At 53.0% G+C, this 16,733-nt stretch carries 13 protein-coding genes; 3 read left to right on the top strand and 10 right to left on the bottom strand.

Annotated elements, in window-relative coordinates:
• Positions 1 to 65 precede the first annotated feature (65 nt).
• Both ileS and lspA read left to right on the top strand, forming a co-directional pair.
• Positions 66 to 2,888, top strand: coding sequence for an isoleucine--tRNA ligase (gene ileS / locus NWAT_RS10340; protein WP_013221031.1), 2,823 nt, complete (start codon positions 66 to 68; stop codon positions 2,886 to 2,888).
• 50 nt (positions 2,889 to 2,938) lie between these two features.
• Entirely contained in the window at positions 2,939 to 3,403 is a 465-nt protein-coding gene (gene lspA, locus NWAT_RS10335) for a signal peptidase II (RefSeq protein WP_013221030.1), read from the top strand.
• Between the two features lie 81 nt (positions 3,404 to 3,484).
• On the opposite strand, the gene NWAT_RS17780 is transcribed toward lspA, so the two are convergent.
• The 6 genes from NWAT_RS17780 to NWAT_RS10305 are packed head-to-tail and all read right to left on the bottom strand — an operon-like array spanning position 3,485 to position 11,034.
• A complete protein-coding gene (locus NWAT_RS17780; protein ID WP_013221029.1) occupies positions 3,485 to 3,967 on the bottom strand; it encodes a type IV pilin protein in 483 nt (160 codons plus the stop codon).
• Between the two features lie 34 nt (positions 3,968 to 4,001).
• Positions 4,002 to 8,429: a pilus assembly protein gene (locus tag NWAT_RS10325; RefSeq protein ID WP_013221028.1), complete on the bottom strand. Its 4,428-nt coding sequence runs from the start codon at positions 8,427 to 8,429 to the stop codon at positions 4,002 to 4,004.
• A 13-nt stretch (positions 8,430 to 8,442) separates the two neighbouring features.
• Positions 8,443 to 8,991 carry a pilus assembly PilX family protein gene (locus NWAT_RS10320; RefSeq protein ID WP_013221027.1) on the bottom strand — a complete coding sequence of 183 codons (549 nt, stop codon included), beginning with the start codon at positions 8,989 to 8,991 and terminating at the stop codon, positions 8,443 to 8,445.
• A complete protein-coding gene (locus NWAT_RS10315; protein WP_013221026.1) occupies positions 8,988 to 10,001 on the bottom strand; it encodes a PilW family protein in 1,014 nt (337 codons plus the stop codon). Before NWAT_RS10315 ends, NWAT_RS10320 begins: the two co-directional genes overlap by 4 nt.
• Positions 9,998 to 10,507: a type IV pilus modification protein PilV gene (pilV, locus tag NWAT_RS10310; protein WP_013221025.1), complete on the bottom strand. Its 510-nt coding sequence runs from the start codon at positions 10,505 to 10,507 to the stop codon at positions 9,998 to 10,000. The genes NWAT_RS10315 and pilV overlap by 4 nt, the downstream gene beginning before the upstream one ends.
• Positions 10,504 to 11,034 carry a GspH/FimT family pseudopilin gene (locus NWAT_RS10305; RefSeq protein ID WP_013221024.1) on the bottom strand — a complete coding sequence of 177 codons (531 nt, stop codon included), beginning with the start codon at positions 11,032 to 11,034 and terminating at the stop codon, positions 10,504 to 10,506. Before NWAT_RS10305 ends, pilV begins: the two co-directional genes overlap by 4 nt.
• A 291-nt stretch (positions 11,035 to 11,325) precedes the next feature.
• Here NWAT_RS10305 and thiO point away from each other — a divergent pair, with 291 nt between their 5' ends.
• Positions 11,326 to 12,432 (top strand): glycine oxidase ThiO, encoded by a 1,107-nt coding sequence (gene thiO / locus NWAT_RS10300; RefSeq protein WP_013221023.1) that lies wholly within the window; start codon positions 11,326 to 11,328, stop codon positions 12,430 to 12,432.
• A gap of 13 nt (positions 12,433 to 12,445) precedes the next feature.
• On the opposite strand, the gene NWAT_RS10295 is transcribed toward thiO, so the two are convergent.
• Genes NWAT_RS10295 through NWAT_RS10280 form a run of 4 tightly spaced genes read right to left on the bottom strand, consistent with a single transcriptional unit; the run spans position 12,446 to position 16,717 of the window.
• Positions 12,446 to 12,718, bottom strand: a complete 273-nt coding sequence (locus NWAT_RS10295; RefSeq protein WP_013221022.1) for an oxidative damage protection protein — start codon at positions 12,716 to 12,718, stop codon at positions 12,446 to 12,448.
• A gap of 4 nt (positions 12,719 to 12,722) precedes the next feature.
• Positions 12,723 to 13,787 (bottom strand): A/G-specific adenine glycosylase, encoded by a 1,065-nt coding sequence (mutY, locus tag NWAT_RS10290; RefSeq protein WP_013221021.1) that lies wholly within the window; start codon positions 13,785 to 13,787, stop codon positions 12,723 to 12,725.
• On the bottom strand, positions 13,784 to 14,299 hold the full coding sequence (locus NWAT_RS10285) for an SRPBCC family protein (RefSeq protein ID WP_013221020.1): 516 nt from the start codon (positions 14,297 to 14,299) through the stop codon (positions 13,784 to 13,786). Before NWAT_RS10285 ends, mutY begins: the two co-directional genes overlap by 4 nt.
• 21 nt (positions 14,300 to 14,320) lie before the next feature.
• Complete coding sequence (locus tag NWAT_RS10280; protein ID WP_013221019.1) at positions 14,321 to 16,717, bottom strand: AsmA family protein; 2,397 nt, start codon at positions 16,715 to 16,717, stop codon at positions 14,321 to 14,323.
• Between the last annotated feature and the right edge of the window lie 16 nt (positions 16,718 to 16,733).

Here is a 16,733-nt window from a genome sequence, read left to right as displayed (position 1 = left end):
GCCGGTATAATCCCTTCAAAAGTCGTTTTTGAAAAAATAATGAATTGAATGGTTAAAAGTTAAACGTGGCGAAATATAAAGAGACTCTTAATCTCCCCAAGACCGCCTTTCCCATGAAGGCTAATTTGGCCCAGCGTGAACCCCAGGCACTCAAACGGTGGCAAGCAATGGAGCTTTATGGGAAGCTGCGGCATGCAGCGCGTGGCCGACCCCGCTTTATTCTCCATGATGGCCCTCCCTATGCCAATGGCGCTATTCATATTGGCCATGCCGTCAACAAAATATTAAAAGACATTATAGTGAAATCAAAGTCCCTGAGTGGCTTTGATGCCCCCTATGTTCCTGGCTGGGATTGTCATGGCCTGCCTATTGAATTGAATGTAGAAAAAAAAGTAGGTAAACCGGGGCGAAAAATCGATGCGGCCAGCTTCCGTCGAGCTTGTCGGGAGTATGCCCGCAAGCAGGTGAATGTTCAGCGCGAGGATTTTGAGCGTTTGGGAGTGCTGGGGGATTGGCGCCAGCCCTATCTTACTATGGATTATCAGTTCGAGGCGGATATTATCCGCGCCTTAGGTAAGATCATCGCGAAGGGGCATCTGCATGGGGGGGTGAAACCCGTTCATTGGTGCGTGGATTGTGGCTCTGCTCTAGCGGAAGCGGAAGTCGAGTATCAAGAAAAAACTTCACCGGCGATCGATGTCCGTTTCCCGGTAGCGGAGGAGACGGAATGGCTGGCCCGCTGCAAAGTGGAAAGTCCAGGCACCGGACCTATGAGTGTGGTGATTTGGACCACCACCCCTTGGACATTGCCAGCCAATCAGGCCGTCGCCTTACATCCTGCCTTGAAATATGTCTTGGTGGAATGCAACGCCGGCCAGGGCCGGGAGCGCCTCCTGCTGGCCGAAGGCTTATACCGGGAAGTATTGGCTCGCTATAGCGCGGAGTCCGCCGTGATTTTAGCGACTTGCCGGGGAGCCGAACTGGAAGGGCTGAAATTGCGGCATCCGTTTTATGAGCGGATGGTACCGGTCATTCTGGGGGAACATGTCAATTTGGAAGCAGGGACGGGGGCTGTCCATACGGCGCCGGGCCATGGCCAAGATGATTACGTGGTTGGCAATCGCTACCAGTTGCCCATAGATAACCCCGTGGACGGAAAGGGTTGTTTTTTACCAGAAACGCCTTTGTTTGCCGGCGAGCCGGTATTCAAAGCCAACGATCACATAATTCAGGTCCTCAAGGAGCGGGGCGCTTTGCTCTGCGAGCAGCCTCTTCAGCATAGCTATCCCCATTGCTGGCGTCACAAAACTCCCATTATTTTTCGGGCGACACCCCAATGGTTTATCAATATGGAGCGGGAAGGTTTGCGCAGCGCCGCTCTTGCGGAAATCAAAAAAACCCGCTGGCTTCCTGGCTGGGGCCAACAACGGATTGAGGGTATGGTGGAAAATCGCCCCGACTGGTGTATTTCTCGACAGCGGGCTTGGGGAACCCCCATCCCCTTGTTTGTCCATTGCCAAAGCGGCGAGCTGCACCCGGATACCTCCCGGCTCATGGAAGAAGTGGCCCGACGGGTAGAAGAGAAGGGGATAGAGGCTTGGTTTGAACTGGAGCCAAAGGAGTTGTTGGGCAGTCAGGCCCCGGCCTATGAGAAGGTCGGCGATACTCTGGATGTTTGGTTTGATTCCGGGGTGACTCATGCGTGTGTGCTGGAGGCGAGGAAAGAACTGGGTGTGCCTGCCGATCTCTATCTGGAGGGCTCAGATCAGCATCGGGGTTGGTTTCAGTCGTCCTTGCTGACCTCGGTGGCGATACGGGGTACGGCGCCTTACCGGACGGTGCTGACCCACGGCTTTACCGTGGATGCCAAGGGTAAGAAGATGTCTAAGTCCCAGGGTAATGTTGTGGCGCCGCAACAAGTCATGGAGAGCTTAGGTGCGGATATCCTTCGCCTGTGGGTGGCGGCTACCGACTACCGGGGCGAGATGAATGTTTCGGATGAAATCCTGAAGCGTATTGCTGATTCTTATCGCCGTATGCGCAACACTGCCCGCTATCTGTTGGCTAATTTAAATGGTTTTGATCCCGCCATCCATGGGGTGTCGGCTGAAAATATGCTGGCTCTGGATCGCTGGGCGCTGGATCGGGCTTCTTTGCTCCAGGCGGAGATTGTCCAAGCTTACGAGGATTATAACTTCCATCTTATTTATCAGCGGGTTCACAACTTCTGTGCCGTGGACATGGGAGCGATTTATCTTGATATCATCAAGGATCGCCAATACACGACCCAGGCCGATAGCCGCGCCCGGCGTTCGGCTCAGACCGCTATGTACCACATTGCCGAGGCCCTAGTGCGCTGGCTTGCCCCGGTATTGAGTTTTACCGCCGATGAAATCTGGCAATACCTGCCGGGCGAGCGGGGCGAATCGGTGTTTCTAACCACCTGGTATCAAGGCTTGCCCTCCTTGGGAGAAGAGGCTCCCTTGGGCCGTGTTTTTTGGGATGCAGTGCTAGCGGCGAGGGAAGCCATCGCCAAGGTGCTAGAGGGGGTTCGGGTAGAAGGACGAATTGGTTCTTCCCTGGATGCGGAGGTGGATCTCTATGCCGAAGAGTCCCTTTATCAGGCTTTGAGGAAACTCGGCGATGAACTCCGTTTTGTATTGATGACTTCCTATGCCCGGGTGCATCCGGCCCAAAAGCGGCCTGCTGAGGCCCTGGAAACTGAAATGCCTGGCCTGTGGGCGGCAATCACCCCATCGTCTTATCCCAAGTGCGTGCGTTGCTGGCATCACCGGGAGGAGGTGGGAAGCCAGGCAGATCATCCTGAATTGTGCAGCCGTTGTGTGGAGAATATCGAAGGCGGAGGAGAACAGCGGGCTTTCGCTTAGTATTATCCTCTTCTCTTCAAGGATTTTATTTTTTAATAACAGGTAAATTAATGCTGAAATGGTTATGGCTCTCTACGCTGGTGATTCTGTTGGATCAAGGGAGCAAATATCTGGCGGAAAATCAGTTACAGCCTTACGAGCCAGTCCCGGTGGTTCCTTTTTTTAATTTTACCCTGGCTTACAATACCGGCGCGGCGTTTAGTTTCCTGGCCGATGCGGGTGGTTGGCAGCGTTGGTTTTTTGTGGGACTGGCGTTCACCGTGAGTATAGGGCTGGTGTTTTGGCTGTACCGGTTAGGGTCCAACGCCCTGTGGGAAGCAGTGGCCGTGGCCCTGATTCTTGGCGGGGCCTTGGGTAATGTGCTTGATCGGCTCTGGCATGGTCATGTCATTGATTTTATTGATTTGTATTACCAAGGCTGGCATTGGCCCGCCTTTAATATTGCTGATTCCGCCATTACCGTGGGCGCAGCCGTTCTCATTCTACAAAGCCTGTTTGGAAAACCAGCTAGCTGAGGGATAGTAGAGGTTGCGTGAGTTTTTGTAAGGCAAGGGCGGGGGATGCGCTATGCTTTCCCGCCCTATTGCTTAAAACTCCTAGCCCCGTTTCCAATTCCCTTCGCTAGTTTCAATTGTGCCGTTGTTATTCTCATCCCATCTCCGAGCGCCGACGTTGGTCAGTTCTAGGTAGCCATCCCCTGCTTGGGCGTTTTTAGGGGTAGCCCGTAGAGTGTAGGTTATCCCGTTAGCTGATTGAATGGTCAGATCATAATATTTATCTGCTCCACTTAGAGGCGCTTCGGTGGGGAAGATGGCGGGTTTCCCGGTATCACCTTCCCCAATGGCAGCGCCTTTATAGGTATTGCTCTCCGTGAAATGGCGCTCCATGGTGGCGGCAAAGGCCGTCAGGGCACCTTGGGCGTCGCCCCGCCGGCTTTTTTTAATGCTGGCTTGGTAGCTCGGAAAGGCAACGCTAGCTAGGATAGCGACGATAGCCACCACAATCATGAGTTCTATTAAGGTAAAGCCTCCCTGCTTCTTTTGTGGCGCAGGCACTTTATGGTTATCATTAATTTTCATGCGTATTCCATCTTTAATCTATATATCAAAATGATTAACGTAACTGTATCCAGGACGTGCGGCCAAAATAGCCGGGTCCGGCATTTTCCACCGTGACCTCGATATTGCCGGTGGAACCACTGGCATAGTTGGCATCCCATCCAGAATTGGTTCCGTGCCCGGCGATAATGCCCGGCGTGGGGGTAATACCCACCTTCGACTTTTTGCCGCCGGGTGAGACATAATCATTGTTGCCATCACCGTCGGTATCGCCCAGGTTAACGTAATCAGCGCGCGTAAACGTCCCGTTATTATTGAGATCAAAGGGCGCGTAGGGCAAATGGCCGCCGTTGGCCGCATCCAATTCCATCAGCCAGCTGTCGCCACCAAAATCACAGAGATTGTCGGAGGGAAGTAGCGTGGTGAAAATGATACGGTTGTTGCGCAGCACCGAATCGCTAACTTGTTTCTCGCCATAATTATTGGTGTTGCCGTTCTCGGTGTTCACTAAATCCATATACCAACCCTCATGAGTTGACCAGTCAATGGGATTACTCGTGGTGACCCGTAGCTCGTAACCAGTGTCACCGGAGCCATCTTCATTAGTATCAAAGGCCTGAACCACTTCCTTGACGATTTTTTGCTGGAGTAAGTCGGATCGTTTTAGGACGGAGGCGCTAAAAATTGATGAAATGAGACAAGAAAGGAGGCTGGGGTCCTCGTTTTTATCCCGGATGCCATAGAAGGTTTGCGTTGTTTGTCCCGTTGAACTATCGTCATTGGTCTCAAGATATTTTCCTGTGCCGAAGTAAACCATTACGGAGCCGGGGTCCGTGGGATGGCGGCCCACTTGAGGACGGGTGGTAATAGGCTGGCGGCTGTTATCGGCAGCCCTGGCGGTAAAAAAGGGGCATAGGGTGCTGCCGCTCTTTAAGAGGATGCCCCACAAGCTGGGCGCACTGGCGGTAACATCAAATTTCCATAGGTTGCCGAATAAATCTCCGCCATAGATGTAGTCCACAATAAGATCCCCATCCACATCTACTGGAGCTACGGTGGCCAGCCCATTGGGGCGATTTCCAAGGCCCTGTAATACCTCTAGAAAGGTCAGCGGGGCCAGGGCGCTGATCTTTTTGATTAATGTGCCCGTTTCCGCATCCACAATATAAAGCACCGCTTTTCCGGTGAGGCCGGTATGACCGTCGCTTTCGGTGCTGTTATAGCCATTGCCAAACACCACCGCCCATCTGCCGTTGTGCATCCGGATGATATTTGGCTCGCTAAAGGTATAGCCCAGGTCGGGGTCATCAGCATCGGTAAATTCCCACAGCACCTTGGAAGCAATACTGCTTTCGCTGGTGCCGGTGGTAGTGATATCCAGGGCAAAAATTCCCTGGCCGCCGCCCCGCAGGCCTCCTACCAATAAAGTATGCCAGGCGCCACCGAAAAAGGCGTCTACTACGGTGGGCGTTCCATCCACATAGTAATGATGGTTGTAATTCGGATCGGTTAGCCGGTTAAGGTTTTTGATGACGGCGTTGGGTACATAGGCAAAGCGCTCCTGGCCAGTGGTGGCGTCGAAGGCGTGAAGCATACCGTCGTTGGCGCCCACATAAACCATGGCGTTCCGACTGGTGTTGCTTTTAAAAGTAGAATACTTATTGCTAGCTCCTTCCAGGTCATCCGGATAACGGTATTGCGGGGAAGAGTCCACATAGACGGGAGAGGAGTGCACCATATCGCCGAGCTTATGGGTTCTCTTCCGAAAGCCGGTAATCTCCTTACCTCGGATGTAGTCAAGGCGCTCGCTTCCTCTGCCATCGGCAGTGCCAGTGGCGGGATCGATATCCAGGGCCGTGGACTGGGGGACATCGAGCTCGGTGCTTCCAGGGGAGCTGGGGTCCGCGGGCCAACGGAAGGGAATGCCCTTACCCGTGGAGGGCTTATAAGTCACGATTTTCCGGCTATTGCTTGCAACATTATCCAATAATGCCGCGGCTTCCCAGTTTTTAGCGCCCAGGCTGCCATCGTTATTAATGGGGAAGTCCAGTACTTGTCCAGTCCAGGCGCCGCTGCTGAAGCGGGCTTGATAGAGATGGCTGTTGGTGCTGATGGAGCCACTATTGAGGGAAACCAAGGAGTTGGATGAGGTTTCTTCAATAATTTCCTCGAAGGCTTTAGTTAATTGCGTTTCTAGTTGCAAGGCGTTGGTGACCGAAAAGTAATTATCGGGCGTATTGTCATTATTAATATCCCATTCCGTGCCTTGGGGAATGTTGTCCTTGTTCCGGTCATTGAAGCTGCCCCATTTGGCAGCGTACCAGAGAGGGTCCTTCAATAGGGTCGCGGCGCTGCCGGTTCCTGGCGTGAAGGTGCGGGTGGTGGTGAGGGGCAGGGCCGCGCCATCCTGCCAGCCGCTGCCGGGGCTAGCGCCGGGGGGAGTATCCAGAAAATAGTCGGGATCTTGCCCAACAGAGGTATCATTATCCCTGACTTCCAAATAAGTGCCGTCGGCGGTGGTGCCGGAGATCACATACCCTATATGCTGGATGATGCAGCCGGAGGCATAGGTGGAATTGAGGGTGATATCAAGGGTGCCATCGTTTTTGACCTGATATTCATATTCTACAATGGCGTCCATATCATGATCGGCCCCTTGTTCTACATCCTCGTAATTGATGCGGAATTTCCCGTAGGTGGGGGTGACCGTCTCGGCATAGAAATCCACAATTTGATCCGTGGGCTGAAAATCTCCTTGGTCGCTGCTGATAGTATAGCTACAGCCATCGGTTGTCGCTGGGGATTTGGCAAAAGGCACCAGGGTGACAGTTTGGCCATTGATCGGAATCTCGATTTTCGGCAGAGGCGAGGCCAGCGCTACGCCGAAAGTGGTCATTTTTTGCTCTCCAGCGGCGGCATGGAGATCATTGATGTGGCCGAAATAAGCCACGCTGGCCGAGTAGTAACCCCCCAGTTTGGTGGGCTCTTCCGGAGAGAGGCCCCGAATATCCCCCAGGCTAGTGACATTTTTTGCCGAGGGAGCGCCGTCAGCATTAGCGCCGGATTGGCCGATGAAATGACTGCCGGCGACCTCCAGTTCATGGCTGGAAATAGTATCCGCTAGAGCCTGGCTGTTGAGTCCGGAAACATCTCCAGTGAAACTGGAAAAATAACTTCCTGGAAGCTGATCCGTATCATAGGAAGGATTGATATCGCTGATGACAATCTGGAAGGGCTTGGAGCAGCTTGGAAAGTTGCCGTTGGCATAGGGATCATCCCAGGCAGCTACAGGCAGCCCCAGGTTGGCATCGGGAACCGTGCTGGCCCCAATGGAGTAGGCTGGGGTGGGAGCGGATTTGCCGGCAAAATAACGCAGCCCTTCGTACATCATCTCGGCGATGGGGTTACCCCAATTGGGTTCCTCCCCCTCGGTCATGGGGCGGGTGGTGATCCAGCCAGAGCTATAAGCATGATTCCCATAGTTAAACTGGATAATTCTGAGGTTATCGATGGTTTTGATGATACCGTCATTAGCGGTAAAGACGCCGGTGCCGGGGTCAATTTCATCGGTAATGCTCCCTATCTTTTTTCGCAGCACGCCCCCGGAAGTATTCTTGGCGTAGGAGCCGGTGAGCAAGCCGAAATACATACTGTCGTTTTCGCCGTATTTTTGCAGTAGCCCGGTGGGTTTGCGGGACGAGGCACCGTATTGCTGGCAGTTGCTCTCTGGCAGTGCGGAGGTGCAGGCCAGTACTCGGATTGAATAGTCGGTTGGCGTGCCCAAAGAGGCATCGGCTACGGGCCGTTCTTTGCTGACCCATTCCCAGATACGATTGGATTTATTTTGCAAAACCCGCAGGACCGGGATGTCGCCGTCGGCAAGGCTGGTGACCGCAAATAGGTGCCGCTCTCCCCCGCTGGGGACAGAGAGGGGCGCATATTGGCTAAGATTATATCCATCCGCGGCAATGCTGGTGTATTCCTTGCCCCAGCTATGGGCGTCCTGGGGAATAAAGGCCCCGGACAGGACGGTTTCCGAGGCCGTGTCCACGTCCCGGTGCCCACCGTAGAACGCTTTCCGCAGGGCATCCATGCGGGAGGTAGTAAGATAATTCAGAAAATCCCCGCTCCAGGCGCCGGAACAAGTTTTGTCGCCGGTGGCGGTGCTGGGTTCAAAACGATTGCCATTGTAGAGATAGCATTTGTGGGGATCGAAATAGCCATAGTAGTCTAGCAGCGCGGGCTTGTAACCAATCTCAATGGTCCCGTCTCCGTCTAGATCGGAGGCATCGTTATAGGCTTCATAATAAAGCTTGTGATCCCTGCCCATGACCAGCATTGTGAGTGGAGGAGCATTGTCCGTGAGAAACAGGGGCTTATTGCTCAGATTCAGATTGGCTCCCTGAATATTACCGGCATAACCCAGGGCAAGAGCAGCGGCCACGGTATAGTGAATGGAGAGATTGAGTCGAAACTTTTCCATCTTATTGCATTCCTTAGAAACGGCGGGTATAGGTGGACTGGAGAATGGTCTGGGCCTGGTCTGTTCCCCCAGTTCCCCGGGCGGTTACCCGATAAGCCAGCCGTCCCACTTCATCGCTTTGTTTGCCGAGGGTAAGGCCGTCTCTGATAAAGGAGTGGTATTCCACTAGGTGTTTGGGGGCGGTTTTGACCTTGGCAAGGGCGGCATTGCCATAGACGCGGGCGTCACCCGTGGTTGTCCACCAATTAATATCGGACAAATCTCCTCCATTGAGGACGTTGAGCTGCCATACTAGATCACAGGGCGGTATAGCACAGCTACCCAGAGGCTGAGGATCAGGCTCATCCGTTTGCTGACCCAGCCAACCCTCGCCCGCCCGCAGGGCTGCTTCCGCCGCCTGGAAGGCCAGATTCTGGTCGCGCATATTGCCCGCCATCTTTTCCTCCAGGGTCGTTGTTTTGATAGCGGTGACTCCAATCAAAGTCAGGGCCAGCAACATCAAGAGGCTGATAATGAGGGTGGCACCCCGTTGTGAGTAAACAGGTATGGAGATTGGTTTCATAATGTTCTGTTCCTCAGATTCAAGGTGGTGGTGAACACCCGGCGCAGGCGCCTGTCGGTGGGGGTAGTAGTGGCGCCATTGAAGGTATAGGATTGAGGGGAAGAGGCGAGATTATTTTCCAGGGTTTGCAAAAGCAAACTGATACGCAGGTTGATGACATTATTCCAATTGGCGACATTATCCGCAGTGACATAGCTATTGGCTTCCTGGTTGCCGTCGGTATCCTCGCCATAAAGAATCTGCATATCCTCTACCCCTTCGATGAGTTCTTGAGAGGGATCAACGCCTCTTTTCCGGTAAAGGGAAGGGATTCCCTCAGGATTGGTGCGGATGTAATAGGTGCTAGTGGTGATTTGAGCAACATTCGCCTGGTCGGTATATTTCTTTTCTAGATCATCCGTAGCATTGCCGGGAGTGCCACTGCCGGTGCTATATTCGAGAGTATTGGCGACAGTTGGATCATTGGTAATCTCAAAGATGGCTATATCAATACAGTCGGAGACCATGGCAATGTCGAATTGGCTTAGACCTTTAACAGTATTGACTTGGATTGGGGCAGAACTTGCAGAATGATTAATGACTCTGGTGGGATTCCCCAAGGAATGACGAAGGGTTAGTACATCCCGGTTGGAGAGGGCGCTGGTAACGGTAGCGTCCAGGGTGGGAGTCCAGGTGCCGGCGCCGGTGGCTTCGAAACCTTCCACCGCAGCGGAAAAATTCCAAGCGTATTGATTTGAATTATTGAGTCTATTCGCAAACCGCGAGGTACTCCCACCGCACCCCAAAAAGCCTGTGTTGCGGGCATCCTGGCTGATAAATTCCATGGCGAAGCGGCCATTTTCCTGGAGTCGGGAAAGGGCTTCTTGAATCCGGTAGCCCTGTTTGCTGCTGACGAAGACTTGGATAACCCCGGCGGTAAGCAAGAGACCCGCCGTCATTCCCACCAGGATTTCAGTCAGAGAGAAACCCCGCTGCTGGGTTGGCAGGGGTGAATGAGGTTTGAGCTTCATAGTTGGGTACTCATGACAAATTGCCGGGTTATAGGATCAGTGCCATTGTCGTTTGCAACACTTTCTATCCGTGTCCAGGTTTCGTCCCATTGCACTGTAACGGTGACCACGCCCGCGTTTAATTGGATTTCGCCGTCGCTTGACGGCAGGGTGGCGGTGAAGTTTTGGAACCAGTCATGAAGGTCATAAGCCGCCAGTTCAGCGGCTTCGCAGTTGGCTGCGGCGCAGTTTTTGGCCGGGGTCGCGGGAGGCGCACCGAAATCCAGACTGTAGCTATTATTCAGGGCGGCAGTGCGGTTGGCTCGCATCCGATCGACGATATCATAGGCTAGTAATGTGGCTTGGCTGCGTAAGTAGGCGCTGTGATTGCTGCGCATACCCGTGGCTTGAAGTCCTGCCAGCCCCAGAAGCCCAATGGAAAGGATGGCTACTGAAATGAGTACCTCTAGGAGGGAAAAACCTTTTGAGCGAGGGTGCAAGCGTGTGGGTAAAAAGTGATGCTTCATGAGCAACTCGCCTCGGTGGAATGGACTCGCCCCGTGTTATTAATGATAATCTGGTTGGCTTTGGGAGGATGGCAAAGGGTGACGGTGCCCATTTGAATTGCGCCACCGGTAAGCTGCGTCATCCCATTGGGTACGTAAGAGATGTAGTCAGCCACGTTGGTATTTCCTGTCAGGCGATTACCTCCCTCTAAAGATCCATGGACCTGAAGGATAATCTCGGTAGTAGCCAAGGCGGCGTTTTCATCCCCATCGACAAATACGATCCAACCACGATCCCAGCCAGTGGAATTTGAAGTATTACAGGTAGGTGAAGAGGTCGTGCTGTTAGTGCTTTTGCAGACGGTGATGCGTTGCCCCCGCTTGATCGCCTCGCTGCGGGCAAGATGCAAGGCGGCGATAAACTCATTGGTTTGGGTTGCCATTCGGTTTTTTCTGATCATCTCTTGGAAGCTTGGCACCGCCATGGTGGTGATAATTGCGGCGATGGCTAGGGTAATGACGAGCTCAACCAAGGTGAAACCTGTCATTTTTTGCCTAAAGATGCCTGTTGTGCAGTTCATAATGGCTTAAAATTACGTTATGGGCCTGTGCAGGAAAAAGGGTCTAATCAAATATTGATGCCTAGCATAATCAGTCCCTGGGAGTAAGCTGTGAAGCATTTTGCAAATCTGTTGCTTAGCCGTTGTTGTTAGGTTCTTGAAACGTTATCCATCCTTATCGGCAGAGGGCGCCGTAATTTAAACAGCCGTCCAATTGCCAGATGTATCATGAAAAGGAGTGGTAGTGATTGAAATTGCGGCATGTTGAAGGAAATAAGAATGCCTGATGTGGTAATCATAGGCGGTGGATTTATGGGTATGTTGACTGCCCGTGAATTGTGTTTGAGTGGACTGAACGTGACTTTGCTTGAGCGGGGCCGGACAGGGCAGGAAGCTTCTTGGGCCGGGGGGGGCATTCTCTCGCCTCTTTATCCTTGGCGCTATCCGGATGGAGTCAGCGCCCTTGCCGCCTGGAGTCAGGTGCGATATGAGGGGCTGTGCCAAGAACTTTGGCGGGAAAGCGGTGTGGACCCAGAATGGACTCTGAGTGGTCTATTAATGTTGGAGGTAGGGGAGGAATCGGAAGCGCGGCATTGGGCCGAACGCTGGCAGGCAGCGCTGGAAGTCGTGAATACATGGCCGCAACAAGGGAAGGAGAGTTTTTCTAGGGAGGAGGTTGGAACCCCCGGCCTGTGGATGCCGGAAGTCGCCCAGGTGCGTCCTCCCCGACTGGCGCGGGCGTTACGCCAGAGCTTGGAGCAGTTGGGCGTAGAAATTTTGGAAGAGGTTAAAGCGACGGGCTTGCTTGTTCGTCATCAGCGCATAAGCGGGGTGGCTACTCAAAAGACCTCAGTGGCTGCAGGACGGGTAGTCGTGGCGGGAGGCGCCTGGAGTGGGCAAATCTTGGCGGAAACGGGGGCTCGATTGCCGGTAGAGCCGGTGCGGGGGCAGATGATTCTGTTTCGAGGACGACCCGGGTTATTATCAAGCATGGTAATGGGACGGGGATATTATTTAATCCCGCGCCGGGACGGGCATATCCTTGTTGGCAGCACCCTGGAGTATACTGGTTTCGATAAATCCACCACGGCGGAGGCTGCAAAGGAACTTCGTGAAGCCGCTTATACCTTGGTTCCCGCATTGAAGTCTCTTCCCATGGTCCATCAGTGGGCGGGGCTGCGTCCTGGTTCTCCTACGGGTATTCCTTATATTGGGGAGCATCCTGCCATCAAGGGCCTTTATGTCAATGCCGGCCATTTCCGCAATGGGGTGGTCACGGGTCCGGCATCGGCCCATTTGTTGGGGGATATTCTCCTGGGACGGGAGCCTATTTTGGACCCGGCACCTTATACTTTTCCTGTATCCCCTGTTTCATCTTCCCTCTAAAAGAGAGAGCTAGTTATTGCTCAGATGGAGTGTACTCCTTGGGAGGCGCCGAACCTTCACCAAAGAAAAATTTTTCCATTTCCTGCTCCAGAAACTGCCGAGCCTTAGGATCAACGGGGGTCAAGCGGTATTCGTTGATCAGAATGGTTTGATGTTTCATCCACATCTGCCACGCTTCCTTAGAGACTTGCTCATAAAGGCGTTTACCCAGTTCTCCAGGGTAGGGAGGAAAATCCAAGCCTTCGGCTTCTTGGCCCAGTTTGACGCAATATACGGTACGACTCATTATTTTATTCACCTTTTGATTGTTCGCGCAGTCGCTTTAGTAGCCGGAGAATGGGGGCCGGGAGACCACGCTTATATAGGGGTTCCATTTTATACCAGACTCGACCGTTAGGTTCCATGACTTGCCGGGACTCGCCGCGAATCCGAGCTACGACTGGTTGGATATCAAGGGTAAAGTGGGTGAAATGATGACGTAAAGAGGGCCAATTCTGAACCTCTCCAAGAGGCCAACCGAGCTGTTCTTGGCACCATGGAGCTGCTTCCGTTTGAGAAGGGCACTCGGGGAAACTCCACAGCCCACCCCAAATGCCTGTGGGTGGACGGCGCTCCAATAGAACCTCTCCCTGATCGTTGAGCAGAATTAACATACAGGTAGTGCGCAGGGGTAAACGCTTGCGAGGGCGGGGTTGAGGATAAGCTTCTGGGTTTGCTTGGAGATGGGCCTGACAAGTTTCCTTGACGGGGCAGGAAGGACAGCGGGGGCGATAACGGGTGCAGACGGTAGCCCCCAGATCCATGATGGCTTGGGTGTAGTCCGCCAGGCGAGTTTGGGGAAGCAGCGTCGTGGCTCGTTGCCAGAGCTGCTTTTCCACCTTTGGTTGTCCCGGCCAATGTTCGATAGCTTCCTGCCGGATCAATACCCGCTTAACGTTACCGTCCAAAATTGGGTGACGCTGGTCCAGGGCCAGGGCCAACATGGCACCGCCGGTAGAGCGGCCAATCCCTGGTAATTCCATGAGTGCCTCCAGGGTAGTAGGCAGTTTCCCTTCATGGGTTTCCCAGACTATCCGGGCTGCCTGATGCAGGCGCCGGGCTCGGGCATAGTAGCCTAGTCCCGTCCAGAGTCCGAGAACTTCATCCACAGAGGCGCAGGCAAGGGCCGGCAGGTCGGGGAAACGTTTGATAAACCGCTGGTAATAGGGGATGACGGTCGCTACCTGGGTTTGCTGCAGCATGATTTCCGAGATCCAGATCCGGTAGAGGGTAGGATTTTGTTGCCAAGGCAGATCCTTGCGTCCATAGGAGTCAAACCACGCAAGCAGGTGCTGGCTGAAATCGTCCTCGTTCATGACAGGGTAGCCAAGCGTTCCAGATTTTGAGTGATTTCACGAGCCTTTTCCAGGAGGAGGTGTTTAAGCAAGTAGGGGCCAATCAGAGGAGGAACCCAAAAAGCGGGGATTAATTCCACCCTGAATTGAAGCTGGGTGCCTTCACTATCGTCAGGGGCGAGATTCCACCATATTTTTCCGTAGGTGAAATCACCTTTTTCCGGCAGCATGACGGCTTGGATGGTATATTCATTCCAGGTAAAGTCTTGCGTGCTCTGGAGCGCAAACTCAAATCTTATAATGCAAAATCGGACCTGGACGTGTACCCGGTGGCGGCCATCAGGAAAACGGTATTGCAGCTCGCTCCTCTGGATGCACCGGTGCAGGCGGTCCATGTGATTAAAATTCAATAGCTGTGCCCGCACGGCCTCCAGGGGTGATTGCAGCCGGACTTGACCGCTGACGGTATACCTGGAATGGCAGCGCAGCACTTCAAGGTTTTCGATCTCAACGGTTTTTGTCCGGCGAAGCATGGTTACTAGAAAGCTTTAAATTTAGAAGATTCCTTTTAATTTATTTTTAAGCTCTTCCTTTAATTGTTGCTCGGGCGAGGGGGGTGTTTCACCGTTACCCTGATCAGATTCGGTTCCCAGGAATTTATCCAGGTTCTTTTCTAATTCTTTTTGAATATTCTGTTTATTTTCTTCAATAAGCTTTCCGGCTCTCGCCTTAATAAGACTCTCCAGATCAATGCCGTATTCAGGCTGGGTGAAAGTCCCGCTAATTTTGATGGGAATAGTGATTCCTTTTAACTTAGCGAGGCTCTTTCCTCCCTGACCCTTGGGGGTTTTGACAATAGCTACCTTCAATTGGTAGTCCAAATTTTCCTGGACCAGGTTAGCGCTTCCCTGGCCCTTTACCCGGAGAAAGGGGGACTGGGCTTTCAGGTCATTATTTTTTAGGATACCGTTGGTTGCCGTTATCGTCCCTTCCAGGAGGGCGAAATCGGTTTGTTCTGGCTCCCTGTTGGGGGGCAACTGCTTGCCCTCCAGGGTAGCTTTGGCCTCTCGGATGAGGCGGGCGATATTAATACCTTTGACGGCCCCATCGGTAAAGGAAAATCCAGCGGTGCCGTTGAGGGTGCGCTGGATGGCCTTGGGCGTGGCGCCAGTGGCTGTCAGATCGGCATTGATATTGGCGGTGCCCGTTATTTTGCCATCGCCCGTTAGGTCTTGTAGTAAGGGGCCAGCTTTAATTCCAGCCAGTTTTTCATCAATAGCTAATTGGGGAGGAGTATTGCGGGCGTCTAGACGGATATTTCCTGTGTAGCTGCCCTGATAGAGTTTGGCGGATAGGGGATGAAGCTTGACCAGCCCGTCTTTAGCCGCCAAGGTAATGCGGATACCTTCGCTGCGAACGCCACTCACAGTAAGTTTGCCTATCCGGAATGTGCCGCTAGCATTGAGGGCGCGTAAAGCATCAAGGGGAAGGCCCGCGGCACCGGCTGCAGCGCCGCCAGGGGAGGTCGGGGGCGGGGCTTGGGGCGCTTTTTCCGAAGGCGGCGGGAGATAGCGATCTAGGTTAATAGCATCGAGGGCTAGGTCAAAGCGGATGGCGGGTTGTTGAAAATTATGCACCGCCATTGTGCCCTTAAGGGTGCTGTCATCTAGCTTAGCCACCAGTGTCTTAGCGTTGAAATCTTGGGGCGAGGCGGAAAACTTCAGCGCTAGTTGAGCCTTGTCAAGGACTGATTCATCGCTAGTAGGGGGAAGCTCCAAGGCCAGGGTTTCGGCAGCGCGGCGAGGATTGAATGCGTTACTGACCAGTTGTCCCTTGAGTTTGGGGTCAGTCAGTATTTTGGCGCCTTTAATTTGGCCTTTTAGTTTAATGCCAAGCGTAGCGAGGGAGAGGTCTTGCAGGGTTAAGGTTTCCCGGTTGAGATCTAGGCTTGCCGTAGTAGCCAGGGTAGCGTTTATGGGTTCGGGAAATTGGGGTGTTGCCACCTGGGTTTCTACCTGAAGATTATTAAGGCGGTACTGTTGGGCTGCCAGATTTCCCTCCAGGGAAGTATTTAAAGTAAGTTGTACTTCTTGCTCTCCTTTTACCTGGCTGGTGAATTTGAGATCGCTCACGGTCAATTGTTGCTTGGCAAGGAAGGCATCTATATCAGCATTTAATTGCAATGCCAGTTGTTCAATGGGCAGCGCTGGTCCGGCAGCGGTAAGCTTCAGATCTGTATTTTGGAGAAGGTAGTGATTGGCCTCCATGTCGGCGGTCACTTTCCCACTCAAGTCCAGGTGGCCGTGAACATCCGGCTGGCTTGCGGCAAAGTCAAAGTCGAGCTTTATTTGAGTAGGCTCTCCAGGTACGAGAGGGTCGGTATCTAAATTAAGCTTCTTGATGGTGTAGCGAACATCCTTCACCTCGTCGCGCCAGTCGATGCGGGCCGCTTCAATTTTAAGCCCGGCGATGGCGATTCCCGCCAGAGGGGGCGGGCTTTCCCCTTCGGGGGCTGTTTCTTCCTCGGAGGAAATTTGCTGAGATTCTCCGGCAGCCAGATCTGCCCAATTAGTTTTCCCTTGAGCGTTGCGGGCTAAATTAAGATCCAAGCCGTTAAGCACTACTGTGTCCATCACTAGCTGTTTCTCGAGCAGGGGTATTAACTTAACCCGTACTTCCATGTCAGAGACTTTAGCAAAGGGAGCTTTCCCAAAGCCAGGGGCATTGCTGAGACTGACGTCCTTGAGATCTACGCCTAACCAAGGGAAGACGCTGAGCTTGATATCCCCCCCCAGTGTGAGTTCCCGGCCTGTAGCTTTCTCAACCTGAGCTGTGATTTGCGGTTTGAAGTCGTTAGGATCAATGACAAAAGGCAGAACGACAGCCGCGATCACAATCAGCAAAATAACGACAAGGAGAGTTGAGAAGAGAATTTTTAAAAATTTTTTCATTGAATGGGGTTCCTTA

The organism is Nitrosococcus watsonii C-113 (genome assembly GCF_000143085.1).
In the GTDB taxonomy this organism is placed as follows: domain Bacteria; phylum Pseudomonadota; class Gammaproteobacteria; order Nitrosococcales; family Nitrosococcaceae; genus Nitrosococcus; species Nitrosococcus watsonii.
The sequence above is the reverse complement of the archived record's forward strand: the minus strand, read 5'-3'. Positions and strand labels throughout refer to the sequence as shown.